Origin of the sequence: Microlunatus flavus (assembly GCF_900110855.1) — a bacterium.
GTDB classification, from domain to species: Bacteria; Actinomycetota; Actinomycetes; order Propionibacteriales; family Propionibacteriaceae; genus Microlunatus; species Microlunatus flavus.
The window spans coordinates 65,919-87,627 of sequence record NZ_FOFA01000005.1; the positions used below are offsets into that span (position 1 = coordinate 65,919).

At 75.1% G+C, this 21,709-nt stretch carries 24 protein-coding genes; 10 read left to right on the plus strand and 14 right to left on the minus strand.

The features are described 5' to 3' along the window. Positions 1-63: 63 nt before the first annotated feature. A complete protein-coding gene (locus tag BMY04_RS12775) occupies positions 64-798 on the minus strand; it encodes an SDR family oxidoreductase (protein WP_091180968.1) in 735 nt (244 codons plus the stop codon). Between the two features lie 117 nt (positions 799-915). Here BMY04_RS12775 and BMY04_RS12780 point away from each other — a divergent pair, with 117 nt between their 5' ends. Both BMY04_RS12780 and BMY04_RS12785 read left to right on the plus strand, forming a co-directional pair. Further along, positions 916-1,296, plus strand: coding sequence for a MerR family transcriptional regulator (locus BMY04_RS12780; protein ID WP_091180971.1), 381 nt, complete (start codon positions 916-918; stop codon positions 1,294-1,296). A gap of 158 nt (positions 1,297-1,454) precedes the next feature. Further along, positions 1,455-2,192: a VanZ family protein gene (locus BMY04_RS12785; protein ID WP_139209844.1), complete on the plus strand. Its 738-nt coding sequence runs from the start codon at positions 1,455-1,457 to the stop codon at positions 2,190-2,192. Between the two features lie 1,659 nt (positions 2,193-3,851). Here the strand turns inward: BMY04_RS12785 and BMY04_RS12790 are convergent. The 5 genes from BMY04_RS12790 to BMY04_RS12810 are packed head-to-tail and all read right to left on the minus strand — an operon-like array spanning position 3,852 to position 9,612. Further along, positions 3,852-5,741 (minus strand): outer membrane protein assembly factor BamB family protein, encoded by a 1,890-nt coding sequence (locus tag BMY04_RS12790; RefSeq protein WP_170854117.1) that lies wholly within the window; start codon positions 5,739-5,741, stop codon positions 3,852-3,854. A 28-nt stretch (positions 5,742-5,769) separates the two neighbouring features. Continuing rightward, positions 5,770-6,801 carry an NADPH:quinone reductase gene (locus BMY04_RS12795; protein ID WP_091180978.1) on the minus strand — a complete coding sequence of 344 codons (1,032 nt, stop codon included), beginning with the start codon at positions 6,799-6,801 and terminating at the stop codon, positions 5,770-5,772. 44 nt (positions 6,802-6,845) lie between these two features. Further along, a complete protein-coding gene (locus tag BMY04_RS12800) occupies positions 6,846-7,661 on the minus strand; it encodes a carbon-nitrogen hydrolase family protein (RefSeq protein WP_091180981.1) in 816 nt (271 codons plus the stop codon). Beyond that, positions 7,658-8,890: a phosphoserine phosphatase SerB gene (gene serB / locus BMY04_RS12805; RefSeq protein ID WP_198410134.1), complete on the minus strand. Its 1,233-nt coding sequence runs from the start codon at positions 8,888-8,890 to the stop codon at positions 7,658-7,660. Before serB ends, BMY04_RS12800 begins: the two co-directional genes overlap by 4 nt. Beyond that, positions 8,887-9,612: a pirin family protein gene (locus BMY04_RS12810; protein WP_170854118.1), complete on the minus strand. Its 726-nt coding sequence runs from the start codon at positions 9,610-9,612 to the stop codon at positions 8,887-8,889. The genes serB and BMY04_RS12810 overlap by 4 nt, the downstream gene beginning before the upstream one ends. Positions 9,613-9,662: 50 nt before the next feature. Here BMY04_RS12810 and BMY04_RS12815 point away from each other — a divergent pair, with 50 nt between their 5' ends. From BMY04_RS12815 to BMY04_RS12825, 3 genes are all read left to right on the plus strand, one after another. Beyond that, entirely contained in the window at positions 9,663-10,163 is a 501-nt protein-coding gene (locus BMY04_RS12815; protein ID WP_232506362.1) for a DUF427 domain-containing protein, read from the plus strand. Between the two features lie 94 nt (positions 10,164-10,257). After that, on the plus strand, positions 10,258-10,620 hold the full coding sequence (locus tag BMY04_RS12820; RefSeq protein ID WP_232506365.1) for an MGMT family protein: 363 nt from the start codon (positions 10,258-10,260) through the stop codon (positions 10,618-10,620). Between the two features lie 228 nt (positions 10,621-10,848). Then, entirely contained in the window at positions 10,849-11,052 is a 204-nt protein-coding gene (locus BMY04_RS12825) for a cold-shock protein (protein ID WP_091180989.1), read from the plus strand. A 78-nt stretch (positions 11,053-11,130) separates the two neighbouring features. On the opposite strand, the gene BMY04_RS12830 is transcribed toward BMY04_RS12825, so the two are convergent. Next, positions 11,131-12,099, minus strand: a complete 969-nt coding sequence (locus BMY04_RS12830) for a helix-turn-helix transcriptional regulator (RefSeq protein WP_091180992.1) — start codon at positions 12,097-12,099, stop codon at positions 11,131-11,133. Positions 12,100-12,161: 62 nt separating this feature from the next. On the opposite strand from BMY04_RS12830, the gene BMY04_RS12835 reads away from it, so the two are divergent. Beyond that, a complete protein-coding gene (locus BMY04_RS12835; protein WP_091180995.1) occupies positions 12,162-12,566 on the plus strand; it encodes a VOC family protein in 405 nt (134 codons plus the stop codon). Positions 12,567-12,616: 50 nt separating this feature from the next. Next, positions 12,617-12,994: a UBP-type zinc finger domain-containing protein gene (locus BMY04_RS12840; protein WP_232506366.1), complete on the plus strand. Its 378-nt coding sequence runs from the start codon at positions 12,617-12,619 to the stop codon at positions 12,992-12,994. Between the two features lie 70 nt (positions 12,995-13,064). On the opposite strand, the gene moeZ is transcribed toward BMY04_RS12840, so the two are convergent. From moeZ to BMY04_RS22795, 7 genes are all read right to left on the minus strand, one after another. Then, entirely contained in the window at positions 13,065-14,237 is a 1,173-nt protein-coding gene (gene moeZ / locus BMY04_RS12845; protein WP_091180998.1) for an adenylyltransferase/sulfurtransferase MoeZ, read from the minus strand. Positions 14,238-14,365: 128 nt separating this feature from the next. Then, on the minus strand, positions 14,366-14,752 hold the full coding sequence (locus tag BMY04_RS12850) for a hypothetical protein (RefSeq protein ID WP_091181001.1): 387 nt from the start codon (positions 14,750-14,752) through the stop codon (positions 14,366-14,368). Positions 14,753-14,899: 147 nt separating this feature from the next. After that, on the minus strand, positions 14,900-15,721 hold the full coding sequence (locus BMY04_RS12855; protein ID WP_170854119.1) for an aminoglycoside phosphotransferase family protein: 822 nt from the start codon (positions 15,719-15,721) through the stop codon (positions 14,900-14,902). After that, positions 15,718-16,767, minus strand: a complete 1,050-nt coding sequence (locus tag BMY04_RS12860; RefSeq protein WP_091181007.1) for a GNAT family N-acetyltransferase — start codon at positions 16,765-16,767, stop codon at positions 15,718-15,720. The genes BMY04_RS12855 and BMY04_RS12860 overlap by 4 nt, the downstream gene beginning before the upstream one ends. 30 nt (positions 16,768-16,797) lie before the next feature. Continuing rightward, positions 16,798-17,325 (minus strand): CPBP family intramembrane glutamic endopeptidase, encoded by a 528-nt coding sequence (locus BMY04_RS12865; protein ID WP_091181010.1) that lies wholly within the window; start codon positions 17,323-17,325, stop codon positions 16,798-16,800. A gap of 15 nt (positions 17,326-17,340) precedes the next feature. Then, a complete protein-coding gene (locus tag BMY04_RS12870; protein WP_091181014.1) occupies positions 17,341-17,823 on the minus strand; it encodes a hypothetical protein in 483 nt (160 codons plus the stop codon). Next, positions 17,820-17,978 (minus strand): hypothetical protein, encoded by a 159-nt coding sequence (locus tag BMY04_RS22795; protein WP_170854120.1) that lies wholly within the window; start codon positions 17,976-17,978, stop codon positions 17,820-17,822. The genes BMY04_RS12870 and BMY04_RS22795 overlap by 4 nt, the downstream gene beginning before the upstream one ends. A 57-nt stretch (positions 17,979-18,035) precedes the next feature. Between BMY04_RS22795 and BMY04_RS12875 the strand changes: the two genes are divergently transcribed. From BMY04_RS12875 to BMY04_RS12885, 3 genes are all read left to right on the plus strand, one after another. Continuing rightward, positions 18,036-19,238, plus strand: coding sequence for an FAD-dependent monooxygenase (locus tag BMY04_RS12875; RefSeq protein ID WP_091181017.1), 1,203 nt, complete (start codon positions 18,036-18,038; stop codon positions 19,236-19,238). A gap of 99 nt (positions 19,239-19,337) precedes the next feature. Continuing rightward, positions 19,338-20,825, plus strand: coding sequence for an amino acid permease (locus BMY04_RS12880; RefSeq protein WP_091181021.1), 1,488 nt, complete (start codon positions 19,338-19,340; stop codon positions 20,823-20,825). Beyond that, complete coding sequence (locus BMY04_RS12885; RefSeq protein ID WP_091181025.1) at positions 20,822-21,709, plus strand: universal stress protein; 888 nt, start codon at positions 20,822-20,824, stop codon at positions 21,707-21,709. The genes BMY04_RS12880 and BMY04_RS12885 overlap by 4 nt, the downstream gene beginning before the upstream one ends.

The window sequence follows — 21,709 nt, forward strand, 5'->3', positions numbered from 1 at the left end:
GGGAGCCATTCGAGCACGCTCCACCGACAGTTCCCGCCCACGGGACCCGCCTGGCGACCGAGGTCAGGCGAAACGCTGGGCCAGCCGTGCGTAGAAGACGTCCGGGTCCTCGGCCGCACCGGCCTTGGCCTCCGCGCTCCAGGGGTCGACCAGCACCTCCGAACGGCCGGCCTCCAGCCCGTCCAGGGCGGCGCGCACCACCTCGGCCGGGTCGAGCAGCGGGCCGTCGTAGCCGGCCATCATGTCGGTGTCGGCGCCGCCGAGGTGCAGCCCGAGCACCTGCGTGCCCTGGCCCGCGAGCTCGACCCGGGTGCCCTGGGTGAGCATCCACTCCGCCGCCTTGCTGGCCGAGTAGGAGGTGGCGCCGGGGAAGGCGACGAAGGACAGCGCCGACAGCACGTTGACGATCCCGCCGCCGCCGTGCGCGCCGAGGGTGTCGGCGAAGGCCCGGGTCACGGCGAGGGTGCCGAAGAAGTTGGTGTCCATCTCGCGGCGGACCTCGGCCAGGTCGCCCCGGACGAGGTCGTGGCGCGTCGAGACCCCCGCGTTGTTCACCAGCAGGGTGACGTCGGGCGCGGCCACCGCGGCCGCCGCGACGCCGTCCGCGTCGAGCAGGTCGAGCGCGAGCGGCTGCACGCGCCCGTCCCCGCCTGCCTCGAGGGCGTCCCTGAGGCTCTCCGGGCGGCGCGCGGCGGCGTACACCTTCGTCGCGCCCCGCTCCAGCAGCTGGGCGACGAACCGCGTCCCGAGCCCCCGGTTGGCTCCCGTGACGAGGGCGACCGATCCTGCGACCTGCATGTTCCTGCTCCTTCGGCTGACCTGTGCGCCACCGGTGCGGCGCTACGCTCGAGACGCTAGGACCTGACACTGACGTCAGGGTCAAGTCGGCGGGGCAGGACGAGAGCGGAGTCACACGTGCGGATCGGCGACCTCGCGCAGCAGACCGGGGCGAGCGTCCGGTCGCTGCGCTACTACGAGGAGCAGGGCCTGCTGTCCTCGGTACGCACCTCGAACGGGCAGCGGACCTACGACGACCACGCGGTCGCCCGGGTGCGGCTGCTGCGGCAGCTGTACAACGCCGGGCTGACCAGCAGCACCATCGCCACCCTGATGCCCTGCGTCGACAGCCCTTCGAGCGCGACCACCGAGGCGACCATCGCGCTGATGCGCCGCGAGCACGACCGGCTCGGCGAGCAGGTCGACGACCTGGTCCGCACCCGGGAGCAGCTCGCGTACCTGATCGACGCCGCCGTGGCCTGCGCCCAGGAGCCGGCCGCAGGGTCCGCCGCGGCCTGAGCCCCCCTCGGCCTGAGCCCGCCTCGGCCTGCGAGCCGAGGGCCCCTACGACCCCGGTCTTCGAGCAGCCGTCCGGCTCGTCCCCCTCGGCCGATGTGCGGACGCGCTCGCGGCGGCAGGCTCGAGGCGTACCCGCAGCCGCTCGGAAGGGGGCCCTCGTGCCCGGGGTGTTCGGTGTGACGGTCTCGGCCGGTCCGGTCCTGGTCCCGCTGCTCGTCGGCGTGGTCGTCGTGTGGCTGCTCGCGCTCGGGCACCGGCGCGCGCTGACGCCGGCCCACGCGCTGACGGTGCTCGCCGCCGCCGGCTACGCGGCCGCGGTGCTGGCGGTGACCTTCTTCCCGATGACCCTCGTCCTGGGCCCCGGCGCGGCCCACCCGGACTGGCTGGCCGGCGTGAACGTGGTCCCCGGCGCGCGGCTCGACGCCCGCAACGTCGTGCTGAACGTCGTCATGACCCTGCCGCTCGGCGCCCTGCTCCCCCTCGTGCTCCGCGTCCGGAACGTCGCCGGCGTCGCGCTCGCCGGGCTGGCCGTGAGCGGGGGCATCGAGGCCGCGCAGTGGGCGGGCAGCGTGCTCGTCGGCATGGACCGCACCGCCGACGTCAACGACGTGCTGGCCAACGTGACCGGGACCCTCCTCGGGTACGCGTCCTTCCGCGTGGCGGCGGGCGTGGCCACCCCGGCGCTGGCGCGGCTCGCGCTGCCGGGCAGCGCCCTCGACCCGGGGACCGACGCTCAGACCGGGTCGGGCTGGCTGGTCGACGACCCGGACGACCCGGACGTGCTGGCGGGGGCGCCCGGGGCCTGGACCGACGGCGCCAGCACCGCGACCACCGCCGCGGCCAGCAGCGCGGTGCCGAAGATGAGGTCGCCGAACGCCGCGTACGGGTCGAGGTAGATCGTCGTGCTGCCGTCGCGGACCAGCGCCGCGAAGGCCAGCACGCTCATCGTGACGACAGAACCGGACAGCACGAGCAGCACCCGCGTCGGCCGGACGAAGCGCCGGCTCTCGCCGTTGGCCCACGCGGAGCCGGTGAACAGGTCCCACGTCAGGCCGAACAGCACGAGCGCGGCCCCCGAGAAGCCGAGCACCGCGCCGACCGGGTCGGAGATGAAGTCGCGCCCGGAGAACAGCGCGCAGAGCGTCAGCGCCCCGGCCAGCGCGAGCGCCCGCGACCGGGTGAGGCGGCGCCGCAGCAGGGCGGCGACCACGCCGACCACGACCACCGCCGTGGCGACCAGGTTGAGCACGTCCGGGTCGACGCCGGCCCGGGTCTGCGCGCCCTGCACGAGGGAGCGGGCCAGCATCACGAGCATCACGCCGACGGTTCCGAGGACCAGCGCGCGGGTCGCCCGTCCGCGACGCGCCGCGCGGAAGGCCAGCCCGACGACGACCACGCCGACGAGGGCCCGGATCGGGTCGACGAGCCGCCCGACGAGGGCGCCGACGTCGACGTCGGTCCCGGTGAGCGTGCCCGAGGTGTCGAGCGTGCTGAGCAGCGGGACGACCCCCGCGGCCAGCTGGACCGGGAGGTTCACCAGGATGAGGGCCGCCCCGACCGGCAGGGCGACGGCGGTCAGCTCGTCGCCGAGGCCGTCGACGTCGGGCCGGGCGCCGCGCCGGCGGGCCAGGGCGAGCAGCGCGGTCCCGACACCGGCGAGCAGGCCGACGAGGACGAGCGAGGCGACGACGACGTCCCAGCCCTGGACGACCGGGTCGAGCCCGGCGAGCTGCAGCCCGACCTGCACACCGCGCACGCCGAGCACGACGCCCAGCACCGCGTACGGCACCCAGTGGCGGGCCAGCCGCTGCGCCTGCTCGGTCGCGGCGACCGTGAGCCGCACGCAGACCTCGGCGACCGACGCGCCCGCGACCATCGCGGTCGGCAGGACGAGGAAGCCGAGGCTCGACGCCAGGTACTGCAGCAGCACGGGCGCCTGGTCGGTGCCGAAGCGGACGGAGTAGCGGTTCTCGACGAGCCCGACGACGACACCGGTCCCGACCAGCCCCCAGGCCACGGCCAGCTCCCACCACGCGAACGGCCGCCGCGCCCGGACCGCCGCCAGCACGACGACGCCCACGAGCAGCAGGAGCGCCAGCACGGTCCAGACCACGGAACCGCTCGTGCCCGGCGTGCGCAGGGCCCAGGCGCCGAGCGCGGCGAGCACGACCAGCACCGCCAGCAGCCGCAGCCACCAGGGCCCGTGCAGGCCGGCGACGAGCAGCAGGCTCAGCCCGAAGGAGAAGAGCGTCGCGAGCATCCACACGGCAGGTTCGGGCAGGCCGACGGGCAGGCTGCCGCCCGCGCCCAGGGTGGCGGCGCGCCGGACCGCGGTCGAGGACACGACGAGCAGCGCGGCCAGGGCGAAGGCCAGGTAGCCGAGCAGGACGACGGCACGCAGCCCGTACGGCCACCCGAGGTCGCGCAGGCGCCCCTCCTGCACGGGGGCCACCACGGTCTGGTCGACCACGCCACGGACGAAGGCGGCCGCCCGGGCGGTCCTCGACGGGGCGGGCCGACCTTGACCGGCGGCAGCTGCGGGGACCGGCCTGACGTCAACCACCGGTCGTCCAGGCGTCGAAGGTCCAGCCCTTGGTGGAGCCGAACAGGTAGACGCCCTCCGGCGTGGCCAGGCCCGGCCGGTCGCTGGAGACGAGCGAGGTGGACCGCGTGGGCCAGGTCGCCACCACCCGGGCGCCCGGGTCGACCACGTCGAGCCGGTCGGCGGTCCAGCCGGCGACGTGGCCCTGGGTGACGTCGACCGCCAGGTAGCCCGGCAGCCGTCCCGTGACCCGACCGGCCCCGTCGAGCAGCAGGGTCTCGGCCTTGCTCGCCAGCAGCGTCGAGCCGCCGAACGCCGTCAGCGCGGTCAGGGTGCCGTCGAAGTGGGTCACCCAGCGCGTGGTGCCGGCGGCGGCCTCGAGGCCCATGACGTTCTGGTCGCTCGCCACCACGACCTGCTCGCCGACGACCGCGACCGCGCGGGCCTCGACCGGGCGGTCCCAGCGCGGCGCTCCCGTGGCGGCGTCCAGCGCCGAGACGGTTCCGCCGCGGTCGGCCACGACGACCAGGCCGGCGCCCACCCCGGGGAGCCGGTTGACGTCCGAGCCCACCGACCGCGTCCAGCGCACGGCCCCGTCGGCGACGCCGAAGCGCAGCACCCGGCCGGAGAGGTCGACGAGCACCGCGTCGTCGCGCGAGACCGCGACGGGCGCGGTCGGCGCGACCTCCGGGAGGTCGGCCTCCCACAGCCGCGACCCCGCCTCGGAGTACGCGACGAGCCGCCGCTCGCTGGTGGTGACGAGCACGACGGCGCCGAACGAGGCCAGGGTGAGGACCGTGCCCCCGGGGTGGACCCGCCAGGCCGGCGTCCAGGCGTCCGCGGTCTTGGGCGTGGTCGCGACGAGGTCGTGCGGGGAGCTCATGGCCCGCACCACCAACCCGGACGCGGTGAGGACCGGGTCGATCGCGACGTCGGCGTTGCCGTTCATCGGCCCCGGCTCCTCGGTCGTGGGGTCGACGCTGACGGTGTCCCAGGTCTTCGGCCTCCAGGCGCGCGGGTCGGCCCAGGCAACCGGGGCGCCGGCCGTGGTGCGGGCCCCGGGTGCGGGCGCGGCGACCGGGTCCAGCGTCGTGCGCGTCGAGCCCCCGCTCTCCGACGCGGCGACCAGCCCGCGCCCGGGGCACCAGGTCCGCGTCAGCGTGCTCTGGCGCCCGCCCTGGGCGGTGCCCCGGGGCCGGAGGACCAGCCGGCCGCTGACGTCGAGGCAGCCGCCCGCGGCCGCCGTCGCGGTGAACGTGCTCTCGTAGTCCTCCTCGTCGCCGGCCGAGCCGGCGCTGCGCCAGGAGGAACCGGGGGCCACGTCGGCCGGCAGCTCCAGCAGCGCGGGCTCGTACGCCGTGATGTCCGCGCCGGCCTGCTGGCCGGCCAGCTCGACGGACCCGCGGACGCGGTAGTAGCGCACGGTCTGCGTCGGCACCCCGACCTCGTCGACGTCGGTGGTGGTCGTGCGCCACAGCCGCGCCCCGGCCGGGTCCTCGTAGTCCTGGTGCAGGACGCGGGTCACGAGCGCGGCGTCGCCGCTGAGCAGGCCGTCGACGCCGCTGAACCGGGCCGACTCCGTCACCACGGTCGTCGTCCGGGTGTCCAGCTCGCGCGTCGTCGCGAGCTGCTGCCACAGGGCCTGCCCGTCGGCCGGGACGAAGCCGAGGGCCTCGCTGCGCGGTTCTGCGGTGCGGCGCGCCAGCCAGGTGCCGGTGCCCACGACCAGGCCGAGGCACAGCAGGACGACGAGCGGGACCCACCACGGCCGCGGGGTCCGGGCCGGCACCCGCTGCTCCGGCGCGGGCGGCGCCCACCCGGGCTCGAGGGGCGGGTCGACCGGCATGGTCGACCAGTCCTGCACGGGGAACGGGGCCCAGCGCTCGTCGGCCGGCTCCCCCACGGCCGACATCCTGCCAGCCGAGGAGCTCTCAGAGGTCGATCAGGACCTTGCCGACCGCGCCCTGCTCGACCGCCGCGTGGGCCTGCGCCGCCTCGTCGAGCCCGAAGTGGTGCAGCGGCAGCCCGTGCCGTTCGCCGACGCCGAGCGCGCCCTCGGCGAGGGCGGCGCCGAGGTCGTCGAGCGCCCGGGCCTTGGCGGCGGCGGGCAGGGTGTAGACGAGGACGAACTGCCAGCGCAGGTTGGGCACCATCGACGCCCGGACGGGAACGGCGACGTCGGCGCCCCCGCCGTCGTCGGCGTACGTGGCGATCACCGCGTTCGGTGCGGCGAGGCGGGCGACAAGCGGGGCGTTCGCCTGCGGGTCGACCTCCACGACGACGTCGACCCCGCGCGGGGCGATCCGGCGGACCTCCTCGCCGACGTCGCGCTGCCGGTAGTCGATCACGTGGTCGGCGCCGGCGGCGGCCGCGAGCTGCGCCTTCTGCGGGCTGCTCACGGTGGTGATGATCGTCGCGTCCGACCAGCGCGCGAGCTGGATCGCGGCGTTGCCGACCGCGCCGGCGCCGCCGGAGACGAGGACCGTACGGCCCTGCAGCGTGCCGGGCCCGAGGCGCAGCGGGCCCTCCTCGGCGACGGTCAGGCAGCGGTGCGCGGTGACGAAGGGGATGCCGAGCGCGGCCCCGAGGTCGTACGGGGCGCCGGAGGAGGTCGTGCGGGGCAGCAGGGAGACGTTCGACTCGCGCACCAGGGTGTGCTCGCTCGTCGTGCCCCAGCGCCGCTTCCACGCCGCCTCGAGGACCCACACGTCGAGCCCGACCCACGACTCCTGGACGCCGGGGCCGACCGCCTCGACGACGCCGGCGCCGTCCTGGCCGGGGATCTGGGGCGGGTCGACGGGCTTCCCGGGACCGCGCCCGGCGCGCGATTTCCAGTCGGTCGGGTTGACCCCGGAGCGCCGTACGCGGACGCGCACCTCGCCCGGCCCGGGCTCGGGGACCGGCTCCTCGACCAGCCGCAGGACCTCCGGGCCACCGGTCTCGCTGTAGACGACGCTGCGCACGCCTCGCAGTCTGCTCCGGGCCGCGTCCGTGGCCGGCGGCGGGTTCAGGCCAGGTCGCGGCGACGGTTCGCGAGCACGGGCAGCACGGCCCGGACCCGGTCCACCGCCTCGAGGTCGAGGTCGACGACGAGCAGGTCGGGCGCGTCGCCCAGCTCGGCCAGGACGGTCCCGTCCGGGCCGACGGCGAGGCTGTGCCCGACTCCGGTCGGCGCGTCGGCGCGCCCGGTCAGGTCCACGCCCGCGGCCGACGGCTCGGCCTGGCCCGCGGCCACGAGGAAGCAGGTGCTGTCGAGGGCCCGGGCCCGGGCCAGGACCCGCCACTGGTCGACCTTGCCGGGCCCCGCGCCCCACGACGACGGCAGGCAGACGACCCGCGCCCCGCGGTCGGCGAGGGTGGTGAACAGGTCGGGGAACCGCAGGTCGTAGCAGGTGGCCAGGCCGATCCCGACGCCGTCGACCTCGACGACCACCGGCTGGTCGCCGGGCGCGACCGTTGCCGACTCGGCGAACCCGAACGCGTCGTAGAGGTGGATCTTGTCGTAGCCCGCCTCCACCCCGGGGCCGGTCACCAGGAGGGTGTTGACGACCCGGCCGTCCGGGCTCGGCGTGAACATCCCGGCGACCACCACGACGCCGTGCCGGGCGGCGACGGCGCGCACCCCGTCGGCCCACGGGCCGTCGAGCGGCTCGGCGACCGGCAGCAGGGGCAGCCCGAACGCCCGCATCGTCGCCTCGGGGAAGACCACGAGCCGCGCCCCGGCCTCCGCGGCGCGGGCGGTCTGCTCGGCGACCAGCCGCAGGTTGTCCTGGGGGTCGGCCCCGGTCGTGACCTGGGCCAGCGCGACCCGCAGCGTGCTCATGCGCGTACCTCCGTGGGTGTGGTGGCCCCGGCCGCCGGGTCTTCGGCGGCGGTGACGCGCTCGACGTCCGCGCCCCGGATGCCGAGCATGAACAGGATGGCGTCGAGGTAGGGCACCGAGAGCGTGGTGTCGGCCTGCGCGCGCACGACCGGCTTGGCGTTGAAGGCGATGCCGAGGCCGGCCGCGGCCAGCATGTCGAGGTCGTTGGCGCCGTCGCCGACCGCCACGGTCTGCGAGAGCGGAACGCCCTCGTCCGCGGCGATCTGCGTCAGCAGCGCGGCCTTGCGCGCACGGTCGACGACCGGCCCGAGGACCTCGCCGGTCAGGCGCCCGTCGCGGACCTCGAGCGTGTTCGCATACGCGTGGTCCAGCCCGAGCTCGGCGCGCAGGCTGTCGGTGAACGGCGTGAACCCGCCGCTGACCACCCCGACGACGAAGCCGAGCCGCTTCAGCGTCCGCACGAAGGTCCGCGCACCCGGGGTGAGGCGGATCCGCCGGCGGACCCGCTCGACCGCCGCCTCGTCCAGCCCGGCCAGCAGCCGGACGCGCTCGCGCAGCGAACCCTCGAAGTCGAGCTCCCCCGCCATCGCCCGCGCGGTGATCTCGGTGACCTCGGCCCCGCAGCCCGCCTCGTCGGCCAGCAGCTCGATCACCTCGTCGACGATGAGCGTCGAGTCGACGTCCATGACGACGAGGCGCTTGGCGCGCCGCTCGAGCCCGTTGACCTGCACGGCGACGTCGATCCGCTCGGCCTGCGCGACGGCGCCGAGCGCACGGCGCATGGCCTCGACGTCGCCGGCGATGACGACCAGGTCGTACGCCGTCACCGGCTCGGTGGCGAGGCGGACGATGCGGTCGATGTTCCCGCCGGTGGCGGCGACGGCCTCGGCGACCGCGGCGAGCGACGACGGCGTGAGGGGTCGGCCGAGGACGGTGACGGCGTGGCGCATCAGCCCGGCCCGGCTCGAGACGGCGGCGACGCGCTCGAAGTCGACCTGCATGTCGTGGGTGAAGCCCCAGTAGAGGACGTCGCGCACGAGCGCGTCGTCGGCCCCGTCGAGCCGGACGAGCACGTCGAGGGTCAGCCGCTCGCGCACGACGAGCTGCTCCATGTCCTCCAGCACCGCCCCCGCACGACCGAGCAGCTCCAGCACCTCGCGCGTCAGGTTGGGGCGGTCCCGTCCGGAGACCCGGATGAGCAGCGGGAGCACGGTCTGGTGCCCGGTCACGACGCGAACGTCCAGACGAGCACCTCGCACGCGCCGCGGCCGCGGAGCACGAGCGGGACCCGGCCGGTGACGCGGACGGCGTCGCCCTGGTCCAGCGACCCGACGCCGTCGAGCTCCGCCGAACCGCCGACGACCATGAGCAGGGCCCGACGGGCCACGGGCAGGGCGCGCACCTCGTCGTCGCCGGTCCGGGTCACCCACAACGTCGTGCCACGGCTGAGCAGGTCGACGACCGCCCCGGGCTCGCCCGAGGCGACGGCGACCCACCCCGCGGCGAGCGCCTGCGGGTCGACGGTGCCGAGTGCGTACGACGGGGCCGTCCCCGCCTCGTCGGGCCGCACCCACGCCTGCAGGAAGCGCACGTCGGCGCCGTCGGTCGCGCCCTCGGTGTGGGTCACGCCGGAGCCGGCGCTGAGCCGCTGGACGGTGCCGACGCCGGCCTGGCCGAGGTGGCCGCCGGAGTCGGCGTGGCGCAGCGTGCCGGCGACGACCCAGCTGACGATCTCGGTGTCGCGGTGCACGTGGTCGGGGTAGGCCTGCCCGGCCCGCACCGTCTCGTCGTTGAGGGCCACCAGCGGCCCGAAGCCCACGTCCTCGGGGTCGTAGTGCTCGCCGAAGGAGAAGCTGTGCCGGGTCTCGGCCCACCCCGCGTCGGCGTCCGGCCGGGCCGGGGCCACGGTGAGGAACCGGTCGGCCGAGCGCCGCACCTCGACCCCCTGCACGCACGCAGTTTCCCACGGCACCGGCCGTGGCCACGTCGTACGCTCGGCCCGTGGTGAGCCGTCCGACCCCCGATCCCGTCGCGCCCGGCCAGGAGTCGGTGTGGGACTACCCGCGACCGCCGGCGCTGCGCACGGTCGACGACCTCGTGACCGTCGTGCTGGGCGGGGTCGAGGTCTGCGAGACCCGGCAGAGCATCCAGGTCCTCGAGACCTCCCACCCGCCGACGTACTACCTGCCCCGCGACGCGTTCGTCGCCGGCGTGCTGCGGCAGGCCGGGGGCTCGTCCTTCTGCGAGTGGAAGGGCGAGGCGTCCTACCTCGACGTCCTCGGCGGCGACCGGGTCGCCAAGCGGGCGGCCTGGTACTACCCCAGCCCGAACGGCCGCTACGCCGCGCTGCGCGGCCACGTCGCGCTCTACCCCGGCGCCATGGACTACTGCCTCGTCGACGGCGAGCGGGTCGAGCCGCAGCCCGGCGGGTTCTACGGCGGCTGGATCACGAGCGCGGTCAGCGGACCGTTCAAGGGCATCCCGGGTTCGCAGGGCTGGTAGTGCCCCATGGACGAAACCGGATCGTGCGCCGGTGCCTGGACGACGAGAGAGCGAACACGCTTCTCCGTTCGCGAACGAGGAGGAAGGCACCGGGGTGGAGCACGATCCGCGTCTGAGCGGAGCGAGGACAGAAGACTTCGTCGAGCAGGTGCTCCGCCTCGTCGAGGCGGTGCCGGTGGGCTCGGTGACGACGTACGGCGACCTCGCGGCGATGGTCGGGCGCGGTGGTCCCCGCCAGGTCGGGACGGTGCTGGCCCGCCACGGCTCGGGGGTCCCCTGGTGGCGGGTCGTCCGGGCCGACGGCCGCCCCGCCGAGGGGCTGGCGCCCCGCGCCCTGCGGCACCTGCTCGAGGACGGCGTCGCCGTGGTCGACGGCCGGGTCCGGATGGCGTCCGCCCGCTGGCGTCCCGCTCCGGACGAGCTCGCGGAGCACCAGCTCCCAGGCCTCGACGGCTGACGCCGGCCGGACCCCCGTCGCTCGCAGCCGCCTCAACGAGGACGTCTCCGGAGTAGTTCCCAAGCTCCGGACCCGTGTGTCAGGCTGAGCGCGCTGTTCGTCAGCGGTCCTCGACGTGGTCGGTGCCACGTCTCGGGACCGTTCAACGGGCGTCGACCGTTCGGCGGCTGGACAGCGGTCGGGGCCGTGAGGTGCGGCTCCGAATGCCAGATCGCAAGGAGATGTTGCATGGCGCAGGGAACCGTCAAGTGGTTCAACGCTGAGAAGGGCTACGGCTTCATCGCCGTGGACGGCGGGGGCCCGGACGTATTCGTCCACTACAGCGCGATCCAGACCAACGGGTTCCGCTCGCTCGACGAGGGTCAGCGGGTGGAGTTCGAGACCACCCAGGGTCCGAAGGGCCCGCAGGCCGACCAGGTCGTCGCGATCTGATCCCGGTCCGCCCGGACTGAGCGGAAGCCCCCGGCACCTCGGTGCCGGGGGCTTCCGTCTGCCGGGGCCGGACGGCCCTCACGCGTCGAGCAGCCGCCGGCCGAGGGCGTGCACCCGCTCCCGCAGCTCGTCGGGGGCCTCCACCACGAGGTCCGCCCCGAGGTCCGCGGCCAGCCCGGCCAGCAGCGCGGGCACCCAGTCGAGGCTCTCGACCCGCACCTCCACCCGCGCCCAGCCCGGCGTCGCGTCGGGGTTGACCGCCCCCAGACCCGGCGGCAGCCGGGCCACCACGTCGGCCACGGGAGCCCGGACCCGCGCGGAGACCCGGTGGCGCCACGGCGTCGCCGCGAGGGAGGCGAGCACCGCCGCCCGCGCGTCGAACCCCGTCGGCACCGCGAACGTTCCCTCCCCCAGCCGTACCGGACCCAGGCGGTCGAGGCGGAAGGTGCGGACCTCGCCGCTGCGCGAGTCGGCGCCGCAGACGTACCAGCGGCCGTGGTGCGCCACCAGCCCGTACGGCCGCACCGTCCGGGCCCGCTCGTGCCCGTCCCGGGTGTGGACGACCTCGAGCGGCCGACGTGCGCGCGCCGCGGCGGCCACCAGCAGCAGGACGCGGGTCTCGTCGGGGACGGGCGCGTCGCCCGAGGACAGCTCGGCCACGTCGAGCAGCGCGTCGACCTGGCGCGCCAGCGGGCCGGGCAGCACCCGGCGCACCTTGCTCGCCGCGCTCCCGGCGGCGCGCCGGGCGTCCGACCGCGTCGGGTCCTCCGGGTCGCCCGCCCGCTCGAGCAGGCCGAGCAGCACGGCGACGGCCTCCTCGCCGCTGAACATCAGCGGCGGCACGCGGTGCCCCGGCGCGAGGCGGTAGCCCCCGTAGGTGCCGCGGACGGACTCGACCGGGACGTCGAGGTCGAGCAGGTGCTCCACGTAGCGCCGGACCGTGCGCGGGTCGACGCCGAGGGTGTCCGCGAGGTCCGCGGCGCTCCGGGTGCCGCCGGACTGGAGGATCTCGAGCAGCGCGAGAACCCGTGCGGTCGGCCTGGACACCCTGGGGAACCTACCCGGATACCGGGCGAGAACTGTCCGCTATCGGCTCTAGCGTCGCTGTCATGAACCTCGTGTCCGTCCGCCTGATCACCGACGACGTCGACCGCCTGGTCGACTTCTACGCCCGCCTGACCGGCACCGACGCCGACCGGCCGAGCCCCGACTTCGCCGAGCTGCGCACCCCGAACGGCACGCTCGCGATCGGGAGCACCCGTACGGTCGCGCTCTTCGGCGCTGGTTCCGCAGAGCCGGCGGCCAACCGTTCCGCGATCGTGGAGCTCCTCGTCGACGACGTCGACGCGGTGCACGAGGCGGTGCGCGGCTGGGCGGACGTCGTCCAGGCGCCGACGACCATGCCGTGGGGCAACCGGTCGCTGCTGCTCCGCGACCCCGACGGCACGCTCGTCAACGTCTTCGCCCCGGCGACCGCGGCGGCCCGGGAGAAGTTCGCCCGCTTCAGCCGCTGAGCGGCGCACGGCTACGGTGGGCGCCTCGAACCCGAGCCCGAGGAGTGCCCGTGGCCCCGAAGACGCGCTGGATCAGCGACATCGACACCGACGTCCCGCCGAGCGGCGACGGCTGCGTCGAGTGCGGCAGCAGCGGCGGGTGGTGGTTCCACCTGCGCCGCTGCGCGACGTGCGGCCACATCGGCTGCTGCGACAACTCGCTCGGCCGCCACGCGACGGCGCACGCGACCTCGACGCACCACCGCTACATCCAGTCCTTCGAGCCGGGCGAGGACTGGTTCTGGGACTACGAGGAGCAGGTCGCCGGCGAGGGCCCGCAGCTCGCCGCCCCCCGGTCGCACCCCGACGACCAGCCCACCCCCGGCCCCGCCGGCCGCGTGCCCGCCGACTGGCAGCGCCAGCTCGCAGCAGACGCGGATCGGGCCTGAGAGCACGACGGCCGACCCGCCCAGAGGCGGGTCGGCCGCATGCCGTCCGGCGCGAGCCGGACGCTCGCGCTCAGTACGCGGGCTGGCTCGGGTCGATCTCGTTGACCCAGGCGCTGACGCCGCCGCCGACGTGCACGGCGTCGGAGAGGCCGGCGCCGCGGACGATGGCCAGCACCTCCGACGAGCGGACGCCGGTCTTGCAGTAGAGGACGACCTGCTTGTCCTGCGGCAGGCCGCCGAGCGCCTCACCGGTCTGGAAGTCGCCCTTGGGGATCAGCACCGAGCCGGGAATGAGGTTGATGTCCCGCTCGACCGACTCGCGGACGTCGACGAGGAGGAAGTCCTTCTCGCCGCGCTCGCGCTCCTCGAGCCACTCCTCCAGCTGGCGCACGCCGATCGTGTGCCCGGCGACGGCCTGCGCGGCCTCGTCGGTGATCGCGCCGCAGAACGCCTCGTAGTCGATCAGCTCGGTGATCGGCGTCCCGTTCGGGTCCTTGCGCAGCTTGAGCGTCGTGTACTTCATCTCGAGCGCGTCGTAGACCATGAGCCGCCCGATCAGCGGGTCGCCGATGCCGGTGATCAGCTTGATCGCCTCGGTGACCATGATCGAACCGATCGACGCGCACAGCACGCCGAGCACGCCGCCCTCGGCGCACGAGGGAACCATGCCGGGCGGCGGGGCCTCGGGGTAGAGGTCGCGGTACTGGGGTCCGTGGTCGGCCCAGAACACGCTGGCCTGGCCCTCGAAGCGGAAGATCGAGCCCCACACGTACGGCTTGTGCGACAGCACGGCGGCGTCGTTGACGAGGTAGCGCGTCGCGAAGTTGTCGGTGCCGTCGAGGATCAGGTCGTACTGCGCGAAGATCTCCATGACGTTGTCGTTGTCGAGACGGACGTCGTGGGTGATGACCTTGACGAGCGGGTTGACCTCGGCGATCGACTCCTTGGCCGACTGGGCCTTGGACTTCCCGATGTCGGACTGGCCGTGGATGATCTGGCGCTGCAGGTTGGACTCGTCGACGGTGTCGAACTCGACGATGCCCAGCGTGCCCACGCCCGCAGCGGCGAGGTAGAGCAGCGCCGGGCTGCCCAGGCCGCCGGCGCCGATGACGAGGACGCGGGCGTTCTTCAGCCGCTTCTGGCCCACCATGCCCACGTCCGGGATGATGAGGTGCCGGCTGTAGCGACGGACCTCTTCGGTCGTCAGCTCCTCGGCGGGTTCGACCAGCGGTGGCAGCGCCACGGTTCCTCCTGCTCTCGTGCGGGCCCGGTTCGACGGTTCCTCGTCGGGCACCCGATCGTCAGGCCGAACAGCCCGCCGACCCCGCCTATTCCGTACGGCGGGACGGCGGGCGCCGGTCGGGGCCGCGCCTACCGCTCCTGGGCGTCCGCCGGGGGCGGCACCGCGGCGTCGACGACCGCGGAGGTGCCGGCCGGCCGGGCGGTGAAGTCCTCGGTCCGCTCCTGCAGACGGGTGATCGAGGCGGAGTCGCCCAGCGGGAGCACGACGTGCACGGCGTCGCTGCTGCTCACCACGCGCGTGTCCATGACCTGGTCGACGAGGTCGCCGCGCACCTCGGCGGGCGCGTCGGGGTGGTGGCGGTGCAGGGCGACCTGCGCGGTCCCGTGCGGCTCGGTCGATCCGCTCACGTCGGCGGAGGCGACGAGCCGGCCCTCGTGCCGCGCCTCCAGGAAGGCCTCCTCCTGCGCCCGCTCCTGCCCGTCCCGCTGCTGCCCGTCCTGGCCAGGGGTGTCCATGCTGCTCTCCTCGTGCTTCGTCGGTTGGGGTGCGGGCAGCTGGTCGGGGGTCCGGCGCCGGGTGCCCGCCCACCCTGGCACCCGAGCGGGCGCCTGTCCCCCATCCCTGCGGGTGGGGGCTCAGGCCGGGCACAGGTCGCCCACCCGTCAGCGCTGGACCGCCTTGACGACGGTCGTCGCCCAGGTCACGTCCTCCGGCGACACCTCTCCGGCGCCGAGGCACGCCGCCAGCTCCGCCACCGTCCGGACGACCACCCAGGCGCGGGCCCGGTCCTCGTCCAGGCCGGCCGCGTCCACCACCGCGTAGAAGCGCTCCAGCAGGTCCCCGCGCAGGTCGTCGCTCGCCGCGGCCCCCTCCCAGGGCCGCAGGACCGCCGCGACCTCGTACGCCGGGTCGCCGGTGACCGGCCGCGGGGCCAACGCGACCCAGGTCCCGTCCGGGCCACGCCGGACGGTGCCCGGTCGCAGGTCGCCGTGCAGCAGCACCGGCGCGGCCTCGTGCGGGTCGACGAGGCCGGGCGTCCACGCCCGCACCTGGTCGAGGAACCGTCGCGGCACCGCTGCCCCGACGGACGCCCGCTCGAGGGCCGCCAGCCACCCGGGCGCGAGGTCGGCGAGCGCCGGCGGCTGCGGGAGCGGCGCCCGGTGCAGCTGCGCGTGGAGCGTGCCGATCGCCGTGCCCGCGTCGTACGGGTCCGCGCCGGTCAGGTCCTCGTCGGGGTCGGTGCGCCCGGTCAGCAGCAGGTGGCGCCGGGGGTCCGCGCGCAGCAGCCGGACGGCTCCCGCGCCGTTCCAGGCGCGCAGCGCCAGGTGCTCGTGCGGGGAGCCGTCCGGTGCGTGCTCCAGCAGGGCGGCGTCACCGGCGTCGGTCAGGACCGGCACCGAGCGCCGGGCGCCCCCGCGGAACGGCCCGTCGAGGCGGAGGTCCCACTCGCGGGCGACCTCGCCCAGCAGCCGGTCCCCGCTCACCCCTCCACGCCGGCGTCGAGGTAGCGGTGCCAGGACTCGGTGCGGTGGTCGACGACCCAGCCCATGGAGAGGTAGAGGCCGTCGGCGTTGGTCGAGGAGTCGGCGTCGACCTCGAGCGCGACCCGCGGCCGCCCGCGGCGGGCGGCGTCGCCGATGACCGTGTTGAGCAGGGCCTTCGCGACCCCGCGACCGCGTGCCCGCCGGTGCACCCCGATGTAGTCGACGTAGCTCCCGTACGCCCCGGTCGCGTCGGGCGGCGACACCGAGCTGATGAGCGCGCCGCCCGGGCGCCACCCGCCGTCGAGCTCCACCTCGGCGACCCACCAGTGGTCCCAGCGGTGCCAGGGGTCCTCCTGGAGCCGGACGACGAACTCGGCGAACCCCTCCCGGTAGGAGTTGAAGTGGTCGGCGAAGGACTGCTCGAGCACCAGGTGCACGGTCTGCAGGTCCTCGGCCGTGGGCAGCCCGTTGGCGTGCTCGTGCACGCGGCGCACCCGGACCCCGTCCCGCGGGGCCGGCAGCGCACCGGGCTGACCCTCCCCGGGCGCCACGGGGCGGACCATCTGCAGCCAGGTGCGGACGCAGGTGTAGCCGGCGGCCGCGAGCCACGTCCGCTGCCGGTCGTCGTCGGCGTCGGCGCCCGAGTCGAGCTGCGTCTGCGGCACCCGCCGCAGCGCGGCGACCTCGGCGGCCTCGCGGTCGGCCCAGGCCAGGAGCCCGCGGGCGACGGCGTCCTGCACCGGTGCGCCGTCCAGGTCGGGCGCCACCAGGACCGTCACCTCGGTGCGGCCCGCCGCCCGGTCGTGGACCACGCCCCACCCGACGACGGCACCGCGCGGGTCCAGCACGACGCGCTGGCGCCGGGTCCAGCTGGCGGGCCCCACGACGAGCGCGGTGAGGGTGGCGACGTCGACCGGCGTGCTGCTGCCCGCGCGGCGGTTGGCGGCGAGCAGCGCGGTGAGGGCGCCGATGTCGGCGTCGCCCGGGACGCGGGCCGACCAGCCCTCGGGCAGCGTGGGCCGCTCACGTTCCTGCACGGGTGCCATCGCCCGATCCTCGCAGCCCCGGGGCGTCCCTCAGCGCCCGAGGGGCGCGACCCACGTCGCGTCCGGCAGGTCAGGGGTGCTCTCGGCCACCGACGGGCCCGCCGCCCGGGCCGGCACCGGCGTCGTCCGCCGGACGCAGGCCCGGCGGCCCTGCCAGAGGATCAGCGCGACGGCCAGCGCGTGCACCACGAGGCCCGGGAAGAAGTCCCCGGGCGAGCCCGTGGTGGAACCGTCGACGAACGAGTCGGTGTAGCCGCCGTAGGTGATGGTGACGACGCCGACACCGACGTTGTTGACGACGTGCATCGCGATGCCCGCCTCGAGACCGCCGGTGCGCCAGTTCGCGAGGCACGCCGTCACCGCGAGGGTGGCGATGCTCAGCAGGATCCAGGGGTCGGGGCTGCCGTGCGCCGCCGAGAACAGGCCGGCAGAGACCACCGTGCTGACCACGAGCCCGGCGATCGGACGCGCGAAGAAGCCGCCCACGTTCTGCACGAGCCAGCCGCGGAACAGGACCTCCTCCCCCGCCGCCTGGAACGGGGTGACGACGACGGCCATGACCAGCAGCTGCGCTCAGTGGTCGGGCCGCCCCGGCTCCACCGGGTCGACGAACGACCCGACGCCGAGGTAGAGCGCCCAGACCGGCAGGCAGACGAGCAGGCAGCGCCCGAGCCACGTCCAGCGGAGCCGGCCCGTGACCGAGGAGACCCAGCCCGGCCGGACACGGTGGGCGATCGCGACGGCCAGCGCGGCGACCGGGATGAGCGCCGCCAGGGACAGGTCGAGCTCGAGGTTGGTGACCGGGCTCCACTCCTCGTCCAACGTCCCCACCCAGCGGTCCGGCAGGGGGCCGTCGAGCGCCTCGAAGGTGCCGAAGACGACGACGAGCGCGACGAGCAGGAGCCCCACGAGCAGGAGCAGCGAGACCAGCGGGCGCCACCAGCGCCAGCGGGGCCCGCGCAGCAGCTGGTGGTACGCCACCGGCTGCGCGGGCAGGAGCGTCGGGTCCGCCCGCCGTCGTCGCCCGAGTGGGAGCACGGGCTCGGGGCTGGTCACGGCGCGAGCCTCCCACCACCCGGCGTGGCCCCGCCGCAGGCCAGCCGCTCGTCGGCCTGCCGGTTGCCCTCGCTCATCCGGTCGAGGAAGGCGAGGACGTGACGCAGCTCCTCGGGCCCGGCCGCGCGCAGGGCCGCCGAGGTCGGCAGCCCCACTACCTTTGCTGCGAAGTGTCTTCGGTCTGAAGATCTCGCAGCACGAGGAGCGGGTGCATGGCAGCACGACGGGTCGTCGTCTCGGGAGCGAGCATCGCGGGCCTCTCGGCCGCCTGGTGGCTCAGCCGCACGGGCTGGCGGGTGACGGTGCTCGAGCGGGCCGCCGGGTTCCGCGACGGCGGGCAGAACGTCGACGTCCGCGGCGTGGCGCACACGGTGCTCGACCGGATGGGCCTCACCGAGGCGGTCGCCGCGCAGAACACCACCGAGACCGGGACGGTCCTCGTCGGGCCCGACGGCCGCGAGGTCGCCGAGCTCCCCTCCGAAGGCCCGGACGGCGCCACCGCCGAGCTGGAGGTGCTGCGCGGCGACTTCGCCCGGGTGCTGCTCGACGCCCTCCCCGACGACGTCGAGGTCCGCTACGACCAGACGATCGACGCGGTCGACGAGCGGGCCGACGGGATCGCCCTGCGCCTGGCGTCGGGCGAGGAGCTCGAGGCCGACCTGCTCGTCGTCGCCGAGGGCGTGCGCTCCCGGACGCGCGACCGGCTCTTCGGGGCGCAGGTCGAGCGGCGGGGGCTCGGCGTCGCGATGGTCTTCGGCACCATCCCCCGCACCCCCGACGACGACGACCGCTGGCGCTGGCTCACCGCCGACCGCGGCCGCCGAGTGCACCTGCGCCCGGACAACCACGGCACCACCCGGGCGATGCTCTGCCTCGCCACCGCCGACGACCTGGCCGCGCTGGACCGCGGAGCGGCGCTCGAGCGCCTCCGGGCGGCGTTCGGCGACGCCGGCTGGCAGGCGCCCCGCGTGCTCGACGGGTTCGCCACGAGCGACGACGTGTACGTCGACCAGCTCACCCAGATCCGGATGCCGACCTGGCACCGCGGCCGGGTCTGCCTGGTCGGCGACGCGGCCTGGTGCGTCACCCCGATGGGCGGCGGCGGCTCCTCGCTGGCGCTGACCGGCGGGTACGTGCTCGCGGCCTCGCTCTCGGGAGGCGACGGCAGCGGCCCGGGGATCGAGGCCGGGCTCGCGGCGTACGAGGCGTGGATGCGCCCGCTCGTCGACGACGTCCAGGGCATCCCGCGCGGCGTCGTGCGGCTGGCCTTCCCGCGCAGCGCCCTCGCGCTGCGGGCGCGCAACCTCGTGCTCGCAGGGATCCTGCGCTCCCCGCTCTCGAGGGTGGTCGGCCGGCTGTTCTCGGTGGCCGACGACCCGCGCCCGCTGCCGGAGCTGCACGCAACGGTTGCGTGACGCGCCCGGAGGGGTCTCGCCAGATCGGCGGGTGACCGGGAGACTACGGGCACGTCGCCGTCCGGGGCAGCCCGCGGCCGAGACCTGCACGGAGGTTCCATGAGCACCTCGACCGTCCGAGGAGGGCTGCGCGGCGAGCTGTGGCGCCGCAAGCCCGTCGGGGAGAGCGCACATCCCCACGGGCCCCAGCTCACCCGCTCGATCGGCACCTTCCAGCTGACCATGTTCGGCGTCGGCGCCACCATCGGCACGGGCATCTTCTTCGTGCTCGGCTCGGCGGTGCCGCAGGCCGGGCCGGCGGTGGTGCTCTCCTTCGTCCTCGCCGGCATCGCGGCCGGGCTCGCCGCCATCTGCTACGCCGAGCTCGCGTCGTCGGTCCCGGTCTCCGGCAGCACCTACTCCTACGCGTACGCGACCCTCGGCGAGGTCGTCGCGATGGGCGTCGCCGCCTGCCTGCTCCTCGAGTACGGGGTGTCGACCGCCGCCGTGGCCGTCGGCTGGTCCGGCTACCTCAACGAGGCGGTCAGCAACATCTTCGGCGTCGAGCTGCCCCAAGCCCTGCTCTACGCACCCTTCAACGCCGATCCCGAAGGACCGACCGGCATCATCAACCTGCCGGCCGTCGTCCTGGTCGGGCTGTGCATGCTCCTGCTGATCCGCGGGGCCAGCGAGTCGGCCAGGCTGAACGCGATCATGGTCGTGATCAAGCTGACCGTGCTGGCGATGTTCGTCGTGATCTCCTTCACGGCCTTCAACGGTGCGAACTTCACCGACTTCGCCCCCCTCGGCAAGGCGGCGATCGGCGCCGCGGCCGGGACGATCTTCTTCTCCTTCATCGGCCTCGACGCGGTCTCCACCGCCGGCGACGAGGTGAAGGACCCGCAGCGCACGATGCCGCGCGCGCTGATCGCCGCGCTGGTCATCGTCATCGTCTTCTACGTCCTCGTGGCCGTCGCGGCGCTCGGGACGCAGCCGTGGACGGAGTTCTCCGGGCAGAAGGAGGCCGGGCTGTCCAAGATCCTCGAGATCGTCACCGGCACGAACATCTGGGGCACCGTCCTCGCCCTCGGCGCCGTGATCTCGATCTTCTCGGTCACCCTCGTCACGCTCTACGGCCAGACCCGGATCCTCTTCGCCATGGGCCGCGACGGCATGCTGCCGCCGGTCTTCGCCAAGGTCAGCCCGCGCAGCGGGACCCCCGTCAACAACACGATCATCGTGGCCATGATCGTCGCCCTCCTGGCGGCGTTCGTCCCGCTGGACTACCTGATCGACGTCGTCTCGATCGGCACGCTGACGGCGTTCGTGATCGTCTCGCTCGGCGTGATCATCCTGCGCCGGCGCGAGCCCGACCTGAAGCGCGGCTTCAAGGTCCCCGGCTACCCCGTGACGCCCGTCCTGTCGATCCTGGCGTGCGCGTACATCCTCTCGAGCCTGCGCGCGATCACCTGGCTCGTCTTCGCCGGCTGGGTGCTCGTCTTCCTCGCCTTCTACCTGCTCTACGGCCGCAAGCACTCGGTCGTCGGCAAGATCCAGCGCGGCGAGCTCACCCCGAACGACATCACCACCGGCGAGCACGACCGATGACCGTCGTCGTCGGCTACACCCCGAGCAAGGGCGGGCGGGGCTCGCTGGACCTGGGCCTGCAGCTCGCGCACGCGCTCGGTGAGGACCTGACCGTGGTCACCGTCGTGCCGCGCCAGTGGGCGACGCCGTCGATGGCCCGGGTCGACGCCGAATTCGGCGAGTACGCCCGCCAGGTCGGCGAGGAGTCCGAGCGCCAGGCGCGGGACTACCTGTCCGAGACGACGGTGAGTGTCGACGTGACGTACCGGGTCGTCCCCGGCCGGTCGATCGCGCACGCGCTCGTCGGCGCGGTCGAGGAGACGGACGCGAGCGTGCTCGTGCTCGGCTCGTCCGCCGACGGGCAGGTCGGCCGGGTCGTCGTCGGGTCGACGGCCGACAAGCTGCTGCACGCCTCCCCCGTGCCGCTGGCGATCAGCCCCCGGGAGTTCCGCTCCACGGCGGCCGACGGCGTCACCAAGGTGACGGCGGCGTTCTCCGACTCGGAGTCCTCCGTCCGCGTCGTGGGGCGCGTCGCGACGCTCGCCGGGCGCTTCGGGGTGCCGTTGCGCGTCGCGAGCTTCGGCGTGCGCGGGGCGACGATGTACCCGCCCGTCACCGGCATCACGGCCGAGGACTCGGTCCTGAGCTCCTGGTCCGAGCAGGCCCGCGCCGCCCAGGAACGCCTGGTCCGCGACGGGGTGGTCCCCGGCTCGGCCGAGCTCGTGATCGCGACCGGCGCCACCTGGGGCGACACCATGGCCTCGGTCCCCTGGGAGCCGGGCGAGGTCCTCGCCCTCGGCTCGTCGTCGATGGGGCCGGTGGCCCGGGTGTTCCTCGGCTCGCGGGCGACCAAGCTCATCCGCCACGCCCCGGTGCCGGTGATCGTCCTGCCCCACGAGGGCTGA